Origin of the sequence: Sulfurimonas sp., assembly GCF_047622445.1 — a bacterium.
Lineage (GTDB): Bacteria > Campylobacterota > Campylobacteria > Campylobacterales > Sulfurimonadaceae > Sulfurimonas.
In genome coordinates this window covers 1-18019 of sequence record NZ_JBLHOE010000035.1, presented here as the reverse complement: position 1 = coordinate 18019, position 18019 = coordinate 1, and the positions used below count along the sequence as shown (strand labels likewise).

The 18019-nt window shown below is 31.7% G+C and carries 12 protein-coding genes and 1 pseudogene; all 13 read right to left on the bottom strand.

The window, feature by feature from the left end:
- Positions 1 to 11: 11 nt before the first annotated feature.
- Complete coding sequence (locus ACI9TV_RS09165) at positions 12 to 632, bottom strand: bifunctional 4-hydroxy-2-oxoglutarate aldolase/2-dehydro-3-deoxy-phosphogluconate aldolase (RefSeq protein ID WP_415250482.1); 621 nt, start codon at positions 630 to 632, stop codon at positions 12 to 14.
- The gene (edd, locus tag ACI9TV_RS09160; RefSeq protein WP_415250481.1) at positions 626 to 2461 is read right to left on the bottom strand and encodes a phosphogluconate dehydratase; all 1836 of its coding nucleotides are present in this window, start codon (positions 2459 to 2461) and stop codon (positions 626 to 628) included. The genes ACI9TV_RS09165 and edd overlap by 7 nt, the downstream gene beginning before the upstream one ends.
- The gene (gene pgl, locus ACI9TV_RS09155) at positions 2454 to 3146 is read right to left on the bottom strand and encodes a 6-phosphogluconolactonase (RefSeq protein WP_415250480.1); all 693 of its coding nucleotides are present in this window, start codon (positions 3144 to 3146) and stop codon (positions 2454 to 2456) included. Before pgl ends, edd begins: the two co-directional genes overlap by 8 nt.
- Positions 3136 to 4599 (bottom strand): glucose-6-phosphate dehydrogenase, encoded by a 1464-nt coding sequence (gene zwf / locus ACI9TV_RS09150; protein WP_415250479.1) that lies wholly within the window; start codon positions 4597 to 4599, stop codon positions 3136 to 3138. Before zwf ends, pgl begins: the two co-directional genes overlap by 11 nt.
- A gap of 449 nt (positions 4600 to 5048) precedes the next feature.
- Positions 5049 to 5900: pseudogene (locus ACI9TV_RS09145) on the bottom strand (methyl-accepting chemotaxis protein); the annotation flags it as partial.
- A gap of 748 nt (positions 5901 to 6648) precedes the next feature.
- Positions 6649 to 9009 carry an HD domain-containing phosphohydrolase gene (locus tag ACI9TV_RS09140; RefSeq protein ID WP_415250478.1) on the bottom strand — a complete coding sequence of 787 codons (2361 nt, stop codon included), beginning with the start codon at positions 9007 to 9009 and terminating at the stop codon, positions 6649 to 6651.
- 81 nt (positions 9010 to 9090) lie between these two features.
- Positions 9091 to 11001 carry a transglutaminaseTgpA domain-containing protein gene (locus tag ACI9TV_RS09135; RefSeq protein WP_415250477.1) on the bottom strand — a complete coding sequence of 637 codons (1911 nt, stop codon included), beginning with the start codon at positions 10999 to 11001 and terminating at the stop codon, positions 9091 to 9093.
- The gene (locus ACI9TV_RS09130) at positions 10970 to 11842 is read right to left on the bottom strand and encodes a DUF58 domain-containing protein (RefSeq protein WP_415250476.1); all 873 of its coding nucleotides are present in this window, start codon (positions 11840 to 11842) and stop codon (positions 10970 to 10972) included. The genes ACI9TV_RS09135 and ACI9TV_RS09130 overlap by 32 nt, the downstream gene beginning before the upstream one ends.
- The gene (locus tag ACI9TV_RS09125) at positions 11808 to 12725 is read right to left on the bottom strand and encodes an AAA family ATPase (RefSeq protein ID WP_415250475.1); all 918 of its coding nucleotides are present in this window, start codon (positions 12723 to 12725) and stop codon (positions 11808 to 11810) included. The genes ACI9TV_RS09130 and ACI9TV_RS09125 overlap by 35 nt, the downstream gene beginning before the upstream one ends.
- On the bottom strand, positions 12712 to 14088 hold the full coding sequence (locus tag ACI9TV_RS09120) for a dihydrolipoyl dehydrogenase family protein (protein ID WP_415250474.1): 1377 nt from the start codon (positions 14086 to 14088) through the stop codon (positions 12712 to 12714). Before ACI9TV_RS09120 ends, ACI9TV_RS09125 begins: the two co-directional genes overlap by 14 nt.
- A 57-nt stretch (positions 14089 to 14145) precedes the next feature.
- A complete protein-coding gene (locus ACI9TV_RS09115; RefSeq protein ID WP_415250473.1) occupies positions 14146 to 16500 on the bottom strand; it encodes an EAL domain-containing protein in 2355 nt (784 codons plus the stop codon).
- 626 nt (positions 16501 to 17126) lie between these two features.
- A complete protein-coding gene (locus tag ACI9TV_RS09110; RefSeq protein WP_415250472.1) occupies positions 17127 to 17675 on the bottom strand; it encodes a SiaB family protein kinase in 549 nt (182 codons plus the stop codon).
- A gap of 21 nt (positions 17676 to 17696) precedes the next feature.
- Positions 17697 to 17912: a response regulator gene (locus tag ACI9TV_RS09105; protein WP_415250471.1), complete on the bottom strand. Its 216-nt coding sequence runs from the start codon at positions 17910 to 17912 to the stop codon at positions 17697 to 17699.
- Positions 17913 to 18019 lie beyond the last annotated feature (107 nt).

Genomic DNA, 18019 nt, shown 5'->3' with positions numbered 1-18019 from the left:
GTAAACTTCTTTTAATTAAGAAGTCTTAGCGCTTCTTTTGTTAAGCGGGTAATTTCATCAAATCTTTTTTCGTGGATTAAATCACTTGGGACAATCCAACTTCCACCAATACATGCTACGTTAGGGAGTTCTAAATATTCTCTTGCGTTTGTCGCGTTTATACCACCTGTCGGACAAAACATCACATCATTAAATGGTCCTCTAAAAGCTTTAAGAGCACCTACTCCACCAACAATACTTGCAGGAAAAAGCTTAAAAGCATCAAAGCCATATTCTAAAGCACACATAATCTCACTAGCAGTAGCTACACCGGGGAGGAGAGGAATTGTTCTATCATGATGAACTAATTCTAGTGTAAGTCCTGGCGATATTGCAAACTTAGCACCAGCATCTTCTGCGTCTCCAAAAGTTTTAGAGTTAATGACCGTTCCAGCACCCGTCATAGCATGAGGAAATTCTTTAGCAACTGCTTCTATAGCTTCAAGTGCTTTTGGTGTACGCAAAGTGATTTCAAAAATATCTACACCTCCTTCAATTAAAGCATCTGCTAAAAAGAGCATCTCTTCTGCGCTCTTTATACTAATAACTGGAATAATTGGTGAACGAGACATCACATCTTGTACGCTTAACATGATTCTTTTCCAACAGCTTCAAATATTGTAGCACCCTCTTCGGCAGAATTTACCAACTTACGCATTAAACTAAAAAGCTCACGTCCAACACCCAGACGATTTGCAGATAAATCTGGTATGGCATTTTTACGCACATTCAATTCCTCTTCACTTATATCTAATTGTAAAACTCCATTTTCACAATCGAGTGTAATTATATCACCATCTATAATCTTTCCTATTATCCCACCATCTTTGGCTTCTGGACATAGGTGAATTGCTGAAGCAACCTTACCAGAAGCCCCACTCATGCGACCATCTGTAATAATTGCTACATTAAATCCAGCATCTTGCAACGCACCCATTGATGGCATAAGACCATGAAGTTCTGGCATACCATTAGACTTTGGACCTTGAAAAGGAAGTACTGCAATAAAGTCCATATTTAATTCATTTCTTGAAAAAGCATCTTTGAGTGCATCTTGTGAGTAAAAAACTCTTGCCTCTGCTTTAATGAATTGATTGTCTTTTTTTAATGCAGAAGTTTTAATGACACTCCGACCAATATTTCCATCTAAAACTCTTAATCCGCCTTGGCTTGAAAAAGGCTCTAAAACTGAGCTTATAACACTTGTGTCCGCTGAATTCTCAAGTGAATCTCTATAGATGAGTTTCCCATCTTCTAAAAATGGCTCTTGAAGATACTTACTAAGTCCATATCCCATAACCGTATTTACATCTTCGTGAAGTAATCCTGATTGAAGAAGTTCTTTTATAACAACTGCCATACCGCCTGCACTATGAAAATGGTTGACATCAGCACTTCCATTAGGATACATTTTACATAAAAGAGGAATAATTAAAGATAATTCATCAAAATCGTCCCATGTAAGAGTAATCCCCGCAGCACTAGCCATTGCTATAAGGTGGAGTGTATGGTTTGATGAACCGCCAGTCGCTAAAAGTCCAACAATAGCATTTACAAAACTCTTTTCATCAATCATTTTCCCCATAGGCATATAACTCTCTCCTAAAGCGGAAAACTCTAAAAGTTTTAAAGAAGCCTCCTCTGTTAAAGCGTCACGTAAAGGAGTATTTGCATTTACAAAAGAAGCTCCAGCCAAATGCAGTCCCATTATTTCCATTAGCATTTGATTTGAGTTAGCCGTTCCATAAAAAGTACACGTTCCTGATGAATGATACGAGGCAGATTCTGCTTCAAGTAATGTATCACGTCCCACTTTCCCCATTGCATATTCTTGACGAATTTTTGCTTTTTCGGTATTACTAATTCCTGATGGCATTGGTCCTGCTGGGGCAAAGATAACAGGAAGGTGTCCAAATTTCAGCGCTCCAATAAACATACCAGGAACTATCTTATCACATACACCGAGCATTATTGCCCCATCAAACATATTATGAGAAAGTGCGATAGCTGTACTTTGTGCAATGTTATCCCTACTAAATAAGCTTAACTCCATTCCAGGCTGTGATTGCGTTACACCATCACACATAGCCGCCACTCCACCTGCAAACTGAGCAGTGGCACCAGCTAGAGAAAGTGTGCGTTTAATCAAAGGAGGAAAGTTCACAAAAGGTTGATGTGCAGAGAGCATATCATTATAAGCAGAAACTATTGCAATATTTTCTCTATTTTTATGTGCAAGATTCTCTTTATCAACTGCACTGCATGGTGCAATTGCATGCGCTAAATTACTACACCCTAAGTGCTCACGCTCAGGTTTCATTTCCCTAGCATCTTCAATACGTTGTAAATAAATATATCTACTCTCTTTTGAGCGTTCTATAATCCTTTGTGTCACCTCTGTTAATATCTCATTCTTAAGCATGATAGACCTCCAATATAGGACTTTCTTGTTGCATCATAGCAATGATTGGCATCTTATGATGATCATAACTTTTAGCTGCAATATCAAAAGCTGTTTTTTTAACTCCACCTTCGATATGAAGTATTAGACTTTTTGCAGTAAGCAAAAATGAGCGGGTAAGTGTCATTCTCTGATATGGTTCCACATTTGCAGTCGTTGGATAACATTTATCTTTAGTTTGAAGAACATCATCCAATTCCTCGGTATCTGGAAAAAAAGAAGCTGTATGTCCGTCACTTCCCATTCCTAGTAGTACAACATCAAGTTCATCCATCTTATTAAATCTATTTTTAGTTACTAATACACCATCAATATTTTTCACTATTGCATTTTTTAAAGGAATAAATTTTGCGAACGAAGCTCTGTTTTGAAGTAATGTATCTCGAATAAGTTTTTCATTTGAATCATTACTGTAGGTTTCCACCCATCTCTCGTCCACTAAGGTAACTGTAACTTTATGCCAAGGTAAGTCCATATGTGATAACTTTTGAAATAGTTCTTTTGGCGTTGAACCACCTGAAACTGCAAGCACAGCATACTGTTTTAATTCTATGGCCTTTTTTAAATCAGCTGCTATTCTTATTGACAATTCTTCTACAAGTATATTTGAATTTTTGAAGTTATAAAACTTATAGTTATTTTTCATACCAACTCCTCCCATCTCTTTCTATCAAGCCAACTGAAGCCGATGGGCCATCAGTTCCGGCTATATAATTTTTTGGTTTAATACCTTGTGTTTTCCATCCATCTAAGATTTTATCTGCCCATATCCAGGCTGCTTCAACTTCATCTCTACGCATAAAAAGAGTTGGATTATTACGTATTACATCAAGTAGTAGGTGTTCATAAGCATCCGGAGAACGAGGTGCATCTTCGGCTATATTTAGGTCAAGTTCTACTTGTTGTAATCGCATTCCTTCATTTAGACCTGGAGTTTTATTCATAAGAAACATAGAAATACTTTCATCTGGTTGCAAACGAATAACAAGTTTATTACTACTTATACACTCTCCTCCATTTGGAAAAATAGAGTGTGGAACATTTTTAAAGTCAATAACTATCTCGCTATAGCGTTCACGCATTCGCTTACCTGTTCTAAGGTATATGGGAACATTATTCCAACGCCAATTATCTATATCTGCACGAATTGCTACGAAAGTTTCCGTATCACTGTTTGAGTTTCCTCCATCTTCTTCTAAAAAGCCAACTACTGAAGTTTTTTCACTCACTCCAGCAGTATATTGACCTCTCACTGTTTTTTGCTTAAGTTCATTACCTTCAAGAAATCTCAAAGAACGAATCACTTTTAGTTTCTCATCACGGACACTATCTCCATTTAATGATGAGGGCGGTTCCATTGTAATTAAACATAAAAGCTGTAAGAGATGATTCTGTACCATATCTCGCATTGCACCATAATGGTTATAATATCCCCAACGTCCTTCAAGGCCTACACTCTCAGCTACAGTAATCTGAATATGATCGATGTACTGAGCATTCCATAAGGGAGCAAGTAACATATTTGAAAAACGCAATGCCAAAATATTTTGTACAGTGTCTTTACCTAGATAATGATCTATTCTAAATATTGCACTCTCATTGAAAAATTTTGCTACCTCATCATTAATAACTTGTGATGATTTTAAGTCATTTCCTATAGGTTTTTCCAAGACAACACGTGAGTTCTCTAAAATTAAATCCTCTCTGTCTAGGTTTTGACATATTATACCAAATAGAGATGGAGCAGTTGAAAGATAATTAATACGCTCTCGTTCTTCATTTCCTTCTAAAAGTTGCGTTAACTTTTTATATGCCTTTTCATCTGTCAAGTCAATACTTAGATAATGTAAACTCGATGTAAACTTTTCAAATGTATTTTCATTATAGCTTTTATCTTTAAAGTTATTGATAAACTTTTCTTTTATAAGAACGCAATATTCTTGTGTACTCAACCGTTCACGAGAAACTGCGATTATTCTAGTATTAGCATCTAAATGTTTATCTTGACATAAATGATATAGAGCAGGAATAAGTTTACGAAGAGCTAAGTCTCCATGGCCACCAAATATAATAATATCTTGAGCATTGTTACTATTCATTTTAAAACCTTTTGAATAGTGTGACATATTTTAATCAATTTATAATCAATTTTTTGTACTTTATTTAAGCATAAAGAAAAAGTTAGTAAAGACAGTCAATGAAGGAATTGAAATTGGTATATATTTCTAGTAAAATACCAAGACTAAGATTTAGGTCAGACTTTATACTAGATAGGTCCTTAATATTAATTTAGATTCTACTCAAAAGTTCAGCTTTTTTTGAATTAAGTCTAAATATAGCTTTATTCTCTTTCTCAGCTTTTTCAAATGCTTCATCGCACCAAGGATACCAATCCCCTGATTTTTTTTCTTTCTTTCTTTGTTTGTTTGTAGAGTATGTAAATATTACTAATGAAGTACTAAAATTATTTTCGGATAGTTATGATTTAAGTTATGGTTGCCTATAGGATGCCCATTAAAGAGCATCTGCTGAATTGTCTATAGTATTGCTACTGATGAAATTTTTTAGCGTTAACATCCTCTAAAATCACAGTTGCACTTTCACTTAATGCTTTTGCAAGTTCACTAGTTTGGGAAACAACCTTTAAAGAGTTTTGAGTATTTTCATTCATAGAATCAATAAATGAATTAAATTCATTTACTTTCTCTGATTGTACTTCTAGTTCATGTACAATCCCAGTTATAGATTGAACAAGTGTATTTACACTTATATTGATATCTGCAAGTGATTTTTGTGTTCTCTCAGCTAGTTTTCTAACTTCATCAGCAACAACTGCAAATCCACGTCCATGTTCTCCAGCTCTTGCAGCTTCTATGGCAGCATTTAGTGCAAGTAAATTTGTTTGATCTGCAATATCACTAATCACTGTAATAACATTTTTAATATCTTCTGATTGAGTTCCCACTTCATTTGCTTGATGCACAATCTCTGAGAGGCTTGAAGTTATATCTTGTGTCGCTTCAGAAGTGTTGTTTGTATTTTCTAACTGTATATCTGATGATTCTATAAGCTTTACTACGTATTCTGTTAAAAAGTTTGATTTAGATTGAAGATCTTTTGCATCATTAGAATTTTTAACAAGCATTTTTGAGATGTCTTGACCTAAACTATATATCATATCATCAAGTTTAGAATTACAATTAGCACAGCCAGCAGTAAAATCATAATGTGTATATGAAGTTAAACTTTCTTCTATGGAATGCATATCTTCACCAACAGTAGACTGTAAAGTATTCATCATATTGTTAAAAACTTCTTTAAGGTCTCTGAGTGAAGGGTTTGAAGAATTCACATGGATTCTCTTGGATATATTTCCATTATCAACAGCATGCGCTATTTCTGTCACATTTTCTACAAGACTTATATCTTCTTGTATGGAAATTTTTACCCTTTCTATATTTTCATTAACAGAAACACACATACAACCAATCTCATCACTACTATTGACCATCAAAGGTTTTACATCATCATTTTCTTTTGACAAAAATTTAAAAAAACCATTAAGACCATCTGAAAATGTATAAATTTCTTTAATTACATACTTAGTCAAAATAATATACATGATTAAAAAAACAATTAAGTCTAAAATAATTATCCACATAACAGCATCAGACACAACATTGTTTGCAATAATTTCAATAGTTTTAGAAGATATCTCAATATTTTTTGAAGTATATTCTATCATATTGTTTTCAGCGGAGTGTTTAATCATATAGGCCATTATAAGAATGCTGATTATTGATGCTATTCCTACTGGTACAAAGACTTTCATTTTCAGAGACAATTTTTTATACATTCCAAACCTTTTTCATTTCATAAATATATAAACGATATATCGTATCGTTTATATATTTATACCATAATATTATATTATAGTTACTGACTTAATTAAAAATTCTATTACTTAGGTACATAAAGCTATATTCTATCTCAACTTGACCAATAAAAGTCTCAAGCCAATTTCAGCTTATAACATCAACAAAATTAGAATTGACACCTTCTAGAGCACATTCATATTCAATTATTGTTGCATTTTTATCTAAAATAATTTTAGATAATTTTGAGTTCCTTTCATTAACATCCTTCTATCAATACTCTTCAATTACGCTTTTAAACTTCTCAGAATTAAAATATTTATTCACTTCAAAATGACGAATCTCAACATCAATCGTACCATTCTTAATATCATCAAAATTTGACATATCTTTTTTAGTAATTTCTTGGTGTACTTTGTTTAGGATAATAAAGTCATCTCCATGATATCTGAATATCGTGCTATTTGGAAATATATTTTCTAAAAATCTAGCAAACTGGATAAGAATTTTATTTCCATTTTCCCAGCCATTGAGTCGGTTGAATTCTGTAAACTTTTTTAAGTTAATCACATTGAGACAAGGATACTTTTTCTCTGAGTTATTTAAAATAGTTTCTAAGTAGTCTTCATTATAGAGTTCTGTTAAAGCATCTTTAAAAAAGTAGGACATTCTTTTTTGTTCCAATTCTGATGTTGGAAGTTGTGTTGTGTGTGTTAAATTCACATTTTTGAGTGCTAAACTAGCTGCCTCAGCTACTTTTGGATGAAATTGAGTTCCAGAAGAATGGGTTACTTCCTCTATTGCTTCACCAACTGTTTTACGTGCTCTATATATCCTGTTTGTTGTCATTGCATCAAAAGCATCTGCCACTATCAATATATGCGTCAGAATTGGTATATTATCAGCATCTGTTGTACGTGGATAACCTTTACCATCATATCTTGAATGATGATATCGTATAATATCTGCTAGGTTTCTGTAAATAGTTATATGTTCAAGCATATCTGCACCAACTGCAGAGTGTTGTTTAATGAGATCGTACTCTAAATGGGAAAGTTTCCCAGGTTTGAGAAGGATTGTATCTGGTGTTGCTACTTTACCAATATCATGCAATATAGCCGCTTTTTCTAAGATTCTAATATTTTCATCTTCGATGTTCATATGAACTGCAATAAGTCTACAATACTCAGCAACTCTAATTGTATGTCCTGCAGTGTAGGTATCTCTTTGTTCAATAATATTTACAAATGCTAGAATTGTTTCTTCATAGTTAGCAGTTTTTTCTTTTTCCATTGCTAAAATAGAATCACGTTGTTTATGTGAATAAAGAGCAATACTAATATCGTGCCCCATATTCTCCAAGACTTTCATCTCCTCAAGTTCAAAACCTTCTGGTTTGTTAGAAAAGACGGTAATTATTCCATATACGGCTTCTTTAAAATCATGAATAAGAGGAATAACTATCATCCATTGCATACCTATGTCATTCTCTCGTCTTTGATGATTAGCACTTGCGTATATATCTTCGGGCACTTTCTCGATAATTGGGTGTTTGAGCATACTAGCTTTTTGAATGACAGAAAATAAAAAGTTTAACTCCTCAGATTCATTAATTGAAACAATATCATGTTCTATGAGACTTTTACACTCTTGTGACTTAGAAATTATGTTTACTATCTCATTGTGAATTAGGCCACTAACTACAAGTGTGTAAGCGCTATTGGCAGATAGTTTTTCAGTTGTATTTTTAAGGATACTAGTTGTTGAATAAGAATTTATCAACATCTCATTTACTTCTGTAATTACTTTTAACACATCTTTTAAATGTTGTTCATGAGATATAACAACTTCTAGCTCATACGTTCTCTCTGCTACTTTTTCTTCTAAAATATTTTTCGTATTCTCTATCTCATATTGTCGTTTATAAAACATACTAATAAACCAATAGGAAATAGATATCAATATCAATGAAATGATGATAATGGCAATTAAATTCCTAGTTGTTTTAGTTTCTTCGATACTTATCTGTTTATTATATAATTCCAGAGGAATAGAGACCCTTATTCCACCCCTAATATCGCCAACTTTATAACCTTGTTGTTCATGACATTTTAAACACGCTTGTGTTGTAGGTAATGATCCCATAAAGTCAAACTTATTTTCATTAAAAGTATAAAAATATTTTTCATTTTTATTTGCTTCAAAATATTTTAATGCACTGCTCTCAAATATATCAGCTTTATTTGATGGATTGATAGGTTTTAAACTTGTTATTTTAAAATGATAGAGACCTTGTTCATTTGATATGTCTGATATCTGTCTTGTCATCCAAGCTGGATTTATTTTAATGAACAGCTCATTTTTATCACTCATCATAGTATTGTTTTCAAGATAAGGATTTGGTTCTATTCCATCTTTTGCTTTTACAAAAACACCACCATATTGAGCATTCCAAGTTCTTGTATCCACTATACTTTTAAGATGTGCTTTCGCTTCTTCTATTACTTGTTTTTGGGAGAGCTTTCGCATGTCTTCTTGTGAAGAAAGTTGCCCCATGATTGTAAGCGAAGTTACTATTGATATTAAAATAATTATAGTGAGAATAATTATATTTTTTTGGTTAATTTCATTCATGTATTTTATTATATCTTTATATGATAGAGATGTTACTTTGTTGTAGTTTAATGAAAAATGATATGCGCCTCGAACCTGTTCCTAAGTTATAGCAATTATAAACTTTACTACCTCATCTTTAAGTATTTGTACATTTAGTTTTTTGTCATTATATCCATACTTGGCAGAGTGATATGCCTTACTAAGATCTGAGGTCAGTACATCTGTTTTTTCTTCTACTCTTAAAAGAAATGCTTGCATAGATTCATTCTCTTTTTTCATTAAATTATGTTTCTTAAGAATTTTTAACACCTTATTCATCTCACACATGATTTCATCTTTACATGTAGAAGTCTTAATGCTTATATATATCAAAAATAACAATATAAAAACACCACTCATCCATAAGATAAATTTTAGTAAATAGAGGGTGTCATTAAGTAGATTATTTAATATACTTAGCTGTTTCGTCCTATTATAATTAAGTATCCAATTATTCATTATATATTTTACATACATAAAATTCAAATTAATTTTTTGGAAAATAGTATTTTCTAATGCTATTTTATTTTGTATTTCTTTAAGTTCATCCAATTCTTGTGAGGCTGTGATAGTTGGATCAAATCTCACCCAACCCCTATCATCTATATAAAGTTCAACCCAAGCATGAGCATCAGAACTCTTCACAACAATATAATTGTCTAGCATATTTTCTTTACTAGGCTTAAAACCCGTCACAACACGTGAAGGGATACCAATTATTCTTGCACTGATTGCGAACGCAGATGCAAAGTGAACACAATATCCATTCTTAGCATTAAAGAGAAATGAATCTGTAAAGTTTCTCAAGTTAATATTTTTTGGGTCAAGAGAATAAAATAGATTTTGTTCCTTAAAGAAATTCATTAATTGTTTGGCTTTTTGAGTATCATTGAGGGTGGAATCTATTAATTCTTTCAATGCTTTATATGTTTGTTCATTCTTCTTTAAGTCAACTTCAAGAGCAGTAGATACATTTTGAGAGACCAATTTATATGAGAGTGCAGCGTTTAGTTTATATCTTGTCTTATTGTAGATTGGTTTTTTTGAGACAAGTGTGTAATCACCCTTTAATTCCGTTTTTTCTATTTCCCTCGTTGGAATATCTAGAGCATAAATCCATTTCTTGGCATGTGGATAGAGTGTTATATCGTATTGTATTAAGTCAGTTGTTTTAATTAATCTATCATTTTGTGCATTGTAAGGTAAGCTTTCCCAATCTAATCCATTTTGTTTAGGTAGAGTGGAACCTCTAAAGTAAAGATTATCAGTAGATATATTCTTATCTTCAAAATAAACCTCCATTACAACTTTGTTTGATAATTTCACTTTATCCGAGGATACACTCATTCCTTCGTTATAGCCACTTTCAACATAACTATCTGCCTTAAATCCAAAATCAGCCTTTTTAAATGCTATACGCGGGAAAACTAAAAATAGTATGATGACAATAGGAAGTGAAGATATAAAAAGCTTAGATGTCAGTTTTAGTACATCTATAAGTGGCGTGTTCATTCTCCCCCAAATATTTAAAAGAGTAAAAATAAAAAGTGTAAATACAGCGTATAAAAGCATAGTAATTGATTCAAAAAAGAAAAAGCTTAATAGCATTAAAAGTCCAGGAGATACTTTTAAATACATGTTTACTTCACCCGTAAATTTTTGGAGTGACACTGCATAGATAAGGACCGAACTTACAAGAGATACAAAAAATTGGATTTTTGAAAAGTTTGAAAAATTATAATCATTAAAAAACGATAGAGCTATGAGAATAGCTCCAATGAGCATAAGGAAGTACCTAGCTTTATTTGATTTATTTTTCTTCAATACAAATATAAGAGCAATACATATATACAAAATCATGAAGAATTTCATTACAAAAATATGTGGAATTATAGAAAGCACTATAGCTATATCTAAACGTATTGAAGGTGAAGGAGCTTTAGTATGTAGCAATTGTTTCGAGAATTTCATCTGTACTCATTATTTCAGAATCTAAAATATCGTTATTTAATTTTATTGTAAAATCTAGTCTATATTTTTCACATTCTAATACCCAAAGTGTCAATTGTGAGAGTTTATTCTCATCACTGCCAAATATATCTTTAAAATCAAAATGTAGTTTTTCATTGTCATCCTCATATAAAAAGTTTTTTATCATTAAAGAATCATTTTTAGCAAGAGAAGCCCAATGAATATAAGATGTATTATCACCTTGATTAAACTTTTTAACTCCATCAAAATCATCTACTTCACCACTAAGAGCACTATTTTTAGCGTACGAAGCAAGAAGTGACTTTCCTTGGGGCTTAGCATATACTACTATCTCTTTATTTATTTCAATATCTCTGTATTTCATCTCCTGAGGAAGTGGAAAGAAAGAGTGTATTTTTATACCCTGAAGAGTACTTCTACCTCTTGTGTTAAACTTTCTTTTTAAAGATACAGTCTGAGAATAATATGGTTTTATTGATTCAATATGCACTATCTCTTTAGAGCTTGTAACACTTATATCATAGGATGGATTTTCATATTCATTTATAATGGAAAGTTTATACCTTGAATCTGTATCAGCAAAAAATCTCTCATATGAGAGTAATTTAACTTTTATATAGTAAATGTTATACACACCATAAATTGATGATGCTCCAGCCACACCAACTAGGAGAAACATAACTAAAAATACAATATTGTAATTATGCATATACGCTTGGAGAAAAAGAATTACAATCGCAATAACGAGAAAAAAGAAAAACTTTGTAGGCCGATTCTTTACACGTTTAAGTATCGATATGTAAGTTTTTAATGATTTCATTTGCAATCTCACTTGGAGTTTTTTTATCGCCTTTTGATTCTAAACGGTGCTTAGTAATATATGGTAAAACTTCTAAGACATCAGAGGGTATAACATAGTCCCTAAAAGATATCATAGCCCATGCTTTTGATATATTTAAAAGTATAATTGCAGCCCTTGTTGAGAGACCTTTTACGTATAGTGAGCTTTCTCTCGTAAATTTCAATATCTCTTGAAGAGTATCTAGTATATCTTCACCTGCATGTATCTCTGCAAACTTATTTTGTAATAACTCTATCTCTTGTTTATTTAATGACTTTAAATCCTCTATCAGATATTTTTTATTTGATGAGAGTATCTCTCTTTCAGCTTCAACAGAAGGATAGCCAAGAGAGAATGAGAGAGCGAATCTATCCAATTGTGATGATGGAAGCATATAAGTTCCAACCTCTTCAAAAGGATTTTTGGTAGCTATAACAAAAAAAGGTGCAGGAAGAATAAAACTTTTCCCATCTATACTTACCTGCTTTTCTTCCATTGCTTCTAAAAGTGCACTTTGAGTTTTTGATGAAGCACGATTTATTTCATCCGCGAGTAAAAATTGAGAAAAAATAGGCCCTTTTTTAAAACTAAAAGTTGCATCCTTAGTATTATAAAAATTTACCCCTATAATATCTGATGGCAAGAGATCATTTGTAAACTGAATCCTAGAATACTCCAAGCCTATTACGTGAGAAAGAGTTTTAGCTAAGGTAGTTTTACCCACTCCTGGAATATCTTCAATTAATAAATGTGAACCTGATAAGAAAGTAGCTAGGGCAAGCTTTATCTGCTTTTTCTTACCTATAACTACTTTTTCACTTTCAGCTAGTACTTGCTGTACTAAATCTTCAAAATTTCTCATATATACTCTTTTGCACTTCACCTACCGCCTTAACTGCAGCAGGTAGTAAGGCTTCACTCAGTGCTGGATGAATATAGAGCATTTCTTTTAAATGTCGTATGTCATTGTCTATATGCATAATACTTAAAACTTGATGCATCATAGTTGCACTCCCAGGACCAATGAGATGGCAGCCAAGTATCTCATAAGTTTCTGGATTTATGATTAATTTTGTTCTTGGATATTTAAGACGCATAGACATAGCTTTAGCACTTGCATTCCAGCCTTTTGAAATACTCACATACTCTATGCCTTTACCTCTAGCCTCTTGCTCAGTAAAACCTACACTCGCTATTTCTGGATGTGTAAAAACTGCATGAGGCATATACTTGAAGCTAAATATTTCTTTTTTCTCTTGGAGTAAAGTTTTTTGAACATGATTTACCTCTGCCGCGGCAGCATGCTGTAACATATGCTCCCCAGAGGCATCACCAACTACATAAATACCTTCAACATCTGTTAGAAAATACTTATCTCTCGTAATAAAACCTTTTTTATTTACTTTGATATCTGTATTTTCTAACTTTAAGGTATCGGTGTTTGGAATTCTACCTGTTGCGTAAAGAAGTGCTTCACTAACATGTGAGGAAACTTCCCCTGCTTTGTTCTCTAGTGTAAGATTAAAATAATTATCTTTGTACTCTATATTTTGAATACTTGTATCAAAGGCAACATCTACATGGCTGACAAACTCTTTTTTAAATATCTTAGATATGTCTTCATCTTCATTTTTTAAAATGCTTTGAGAACGTACTAGTAATTTAGTCTCAATCCCAACAGCATCAAAAAAGTTAGCGAGTTCACACGCAATAAATCCAGAACCTACTATAGTAATGGATTTTGGAACTTCACCAACAAGTGGAAATATATCATCACTCGTCCAAGCCTTTTCATGCGCTGCTTCTATAGGACGGGTACCTGTTGCTATAACTATTTTTGGAGCAGTAATTTTTTTGCCATTAATTTCAACTATATAATTCGATACAAAAGAAGCAGTTCCCGTATAGGTATCTACATTTTCATTAAATCTACCTCTATATGCAGGATCAATTGTTCCAATATAATTGTTAGTATCTTCAAATATTTTTTCAACATCTATAGAATTAATTTTTGCATCAATAAAATGTCTAGAGGATTCTTTAATACTTCTAGCAACTTCAGCATATCCGATAAGAAGCTTAGAAGGAACACATCCACGGTTTGGACACGTTCCTCCAAACTTTGACTGTTCTATAATTGCTACTTTTTTACCAGCTTCTCCTGCGTTACGTGCAAGATTACTCGCGCGTCCAGCACCAATTACTATAATGTCATATATTTTCATTATTGTCCTTTGTAGATTTATACATTAAACCCATAATCATTTTACTCATAAATATCTTTATAATTTACCAGGTTTACTGAAGTAGTATCCTTGAAATTCATCAATACCAAGGTCTCTACATATTTCAAATATTTCTTTAGAATGTACATACTCAGCGATTGTTTTAATACCTAGCTGGCTTGCAAAATTTATAATAGTTTTTACAATCTTTTTCGCATTTTCATCTGTGTCTAAATTTTTAATAAGAGAACCATCAATTTTTAAGTAATCTGGTTCTATTTTCATCATATATGAAAAGTTTGAATATCCTGTTCCAAAATCATCTATAGCTATTTTTGCACCCATTTTCTTTATGTATTGGATAAAGTCATATATTTCAACAATACTGTATAAATCATCTGATTCCACTAGCTCAAAAACGACACGTTCTGGATTACTACAGAGATTCATCTTTTCTTTAATTAAAGAGATTGTATCAGTATTTAATATATCATCTGCCGTTAAATTAATAGATAAAGAGCAGTTTGTGTTTTTAAATTGCTCAAACACACTTTTAAGGACAAACTGAGTAATACGACTATAATGTTTTGTTCTTTTTGAAAGTTCTAAAAAGAACAATGGGCTGAGTATTTTATCTTGGTCTTTCATACGAATTAGTGCTTCATATTTATGAATATTTTCATCTCTACCAACGATTCCTTGATAATGAACAAGCATTCCATCATTACTTAATGCTTTAGTAAGCTTGTTAATAGTTTCAAGATTATTAAGCTGAACATCTTTCGTATTTTCTTTCTTCGTATAAATAACCAATTCTTTTTTATCTTTTTTTGCCTGGGTTAATGCCATAGCAGCTTTTTCAAGTTTTTTTGTTTCATCAAAACATATCCCAGCGTACATATGAACACTGATACCTATGTTCTCATCTTCAACTCGAAATTGAGCGTGTTCAATCTCCACAATAATTTTTTTAATGAACTCTTGAAAATCACTTTTCGATGTATTTTCTAATGTCATAAGGACGTATTCATCACTACCTACTCTATACACAGAATAACCTTCTCTTTTTGCAGTCGGTTCATATCTTACAGCTAACTCATGTAATATATAATTACCAGTTTCAAAACCAAAAGCATCATTAATTTCCTTAAAGTTTCTAATGTTTAAAATAGCTAAGTAGCTATCAGTATTATTTTGCAAGTCTTTAACTAAAGCATTTCTATTACCTAAGCCTGTTAATTCATCTCTATATAACTGTTCAATGAGTTGTTGTGATTTTTCTCTATTATCATCTTCTAATAAAATATAATGTTTTTCAAGTTCTAATCCCATTTCAATAACATCATGTTCAAGCTTCACTAAAGATTCTGTAGAGACATTTGAGTTAACTTCTTGTGTATGCAATGAACTAAAATCTCTACTTTTGATTCTTTTTGTAATATTCTGTATATAATTAATTTCTTTAAAAAGTCCTAACATTTTACTTCTCGTTATAAGCACAATAATTAAGACAGATATAATAATAAGAATAAAACTCTTAAATAGATTTGACATAAAATGATTTTTAAATTCTTTTAACTCTGTAACTGTACATATATACCCCATAGTTTTCTTATTAAAATCAATAATTGAGTAGGTATAAAGAGTGTATGCATGATTATTAATCATAATATCTTGAATACCCTTAGTAAAATCAATTTCTTGAATCTCTTTGACCGTGACGTTCAAGGTTTTATCCGCAAGAATATTTTTTCCTACAATTTGTTTATCTTTCATAAAGTCATCATAATATTTTGGCGCTAAAGATTTTGTTGATTCTTTTGTATACACTAAGAAAGAATCATGTTGTGTTTTTTCTTTAAGTGCACTAGGAATCCAATCAATTTTTTTACCTAGGGATAGTCCGCCAAGCATTGTTCCGTTTTTATCATAGATAGGATGGGTAGCTCTATAACCTGCATATGTTTTACACATAAGAGCATGCGCACTAGGCTCAAATGATGATGTTATCCACCTAATATCTGTCCTTACACTAGATACATCTTTACCTAAGGATTTGAAGTTAGAAAAATTGACAAAAGATATAGCTGGCGGTTTAAAAAAATGGATTTCATGTGTTAGTTTTTTATTTTTCACTTGTTCCCAAAGAGGAAATATGTTTTTTTTAATAATTTCTGGATTATTCTTCAAATAACCTTCTATAACCCCAGGATTTGAGGCTAAAACCTCTGCTAATATTTGAACATTTTTAGCTTGTGCATCAGTCAAATTTCTAAGAATCTGTTTATCTTTTTGATACGACTTTATTTTTGCCTCTGCTATACCATTATAGTATGAAAAAGATTCATTAAGAATGAAGAAAGCTAAGGCAAATACAGCTATAAATAACAAAGGGCTCTTTAAAATATTCATTTTCCTACTTCCAGTTAAGAATATATATTATGTCCTTAACATATATAAAATTATTATATAGACAGAGTATATAAATACTACTAATAAAATACTTAAAAATAAAAATTAATGCTTTTAATGTCTATGAGACACTTTTATTAGTTTAAAATTATACATAAAATACTAAGCCAAGGAGAGGGTATCAATCAAGTACATAACCAGAAATTACCTTACAAAATTGACAGATTTTAAAATGAACAAGAAAAAAGCAGGTTTCTAAGTCGCATAGAAAATGAGAGTGATGAAATTCTCATTCGACTACACTTTACCAACATACGAGGACTGATTGAAATTATGTAAAAATCTTAGTACGCTGCATTAATACGTTCACTATGGAGTCTATAATTGGATCTATTTGAGAATTTTTTGAATCGATATTTAAATCTTGTGCTCTTAGATCTTCTAAAAGTTGTGTTTTTGACCCGTTAGAAATTCTAGGTCTTGATAGGTACTTGCATTTGAATCTTTAATAGCAGCTAATTTGGCTTTTGCATTTAACTTAGCCTCTTTAACTATTTGAACTTTTTCCTCTGATTTTGTGAAGTTTTCTAATATTGTGTTGCTTCAAGTTTTAGGTTATCCATTTTCTAGTTTCCTTTTTTGGTTAATATAGTTGTTTTCATATGAAAATAATATCTATCTTCTTGTATATATGTAAAGTTGAAGTCTATATGGTCACATTTTTTTGCAATCTCATAAAAACCAATGCCACCACCTTTGTCATGTGTATTTTGACCACTTTTACGTAATTCTCGATATCTCTTTTTAATACCATCTTTATCTAGGCTTTGTATTTCTAGTAATTTAGGTTCTATTTTATTTTTATCTTCTGTTGAAACAATATTTTGACTATGAATATGATAAGTATAGTTATCATCTTTAGAAACTAAAATAAGACCTTGCGCTCTCAGTGATTCATTGTTTAATGTTTTAGAATAGTTCATCATATTTTGGGAAAGTTCAATAAAAATAGTGAAAATATTATTTGACGCTGTCATACTGATACCATTGTGCTCAGCCTCTTTTTCTAACGCTTCTGTCATCCCTGCAATTAAAGTTTGAGACAAGTAGCCACCATAACTTAAAAAAATTATGCCATCATTTTCAACCATTTTTTGTACTGCGTTAATATCCATTGAAACTACCTTATATTTTATTTAAGAATTAATCGCACTAAGCAATTTTTCTTGTTTCACAGGCTTTTTTACCATAGAGGCTCTTAACTTACCAATCTCTTGAAGAACTTGCGAATTTACTATAGAGCTTACAACAACTATTTTAATAGTATTATTATAACTTCTAATTTCTTTAATCATACCAATGCCACAAATATTTGGCATTTCTATATCTGTGAATGAACGACCCCGACCCAAGGGTACGGAGTATCACTTACGTTTGAGCTTATAAGTCAAATAACAACTGACTAGTATGCACCTTTGTATATTTCTTTCCTTGGTCTTTCACATAATTTCTTATTGTT

Bases quoted from the DNA above. Each gene is read 5' to 3' on its own strand.
- ACI9TV_RS09140 (WP_415250478.1), bottom strand. From the start codon at position 9,009: ATGAATGAAATTAACCAAAAAAATATAATTATTCTCACTATAATTATT.
- ACI9TV_RS09115 (WP_415250473.1), bottom strand. From the start codon at position 16,500: ATGAATATTTTAAAGAGCCCTTTGTTATTTATAGCTGTATTTGCCTTA.
- edd (WP_415250481.1), bottom strand. From the start codon at position 2,461: ATGCTTAAGAATGAGATATTAACAGAGGTGACACAAAGGATTATAGAA.
- zwf (WP_415250479.1), bottom strand. From the start codon at position 4,599: ATGAATAGTAACAATGCTCAAGATATTATTATATTTGGTGGCCATGGA.
- ACI9TV_RS09110 (WP_415250472.1), bottom strand. From the start codon at position 17,675: ATGGATATTAACGCAGTACAAAAAATGGTTGAAAATGATGGCATAATT.
- ACI9TV_RS09125 (WP_415250475.1), bottom strand. From the start codon at position 12,725: ATGAGAAATTTTGAAGATTTAGTACAGCAAGTACTAGCTGAAAGTGAA.
- ACI9TV_RS09165 (WP_415250482.1), bottom strand. From the start codon at position 632: ATGTTAAGCGTACAAGATGTGATGTCTCGTTCACCAATTATTCCAGTT.
- ACI9TV_RS09120 (WP_415250474.1), bottom strand. From the start codon at position 14,088: ATGAAAATATATGACATTATAGTAATTGGTGCTGGACGCGCGAGTAAT.
- ACI9TV_RS09130 (WP_415250476.1), bottom strand. From the start codon at position 11,842: ATGAAATCATTAAAAACTTACATATCGATACTTAAACGTGTAAAGAAT.
- pgl (WP_415250480.1), bottom strand. From the start codon at position 3,146: ATGAAAAATAACTATAAGTTTTATAACTTCAAAAATTCAAATATACTT.
- ACI9TV_RS09135 (WP_415250477.1), bottom strand. From the start codon at position 11,001: ATGAAATTCTCGAAACAATTGCTACATACTAAAGCTCCTTCACCTTCA.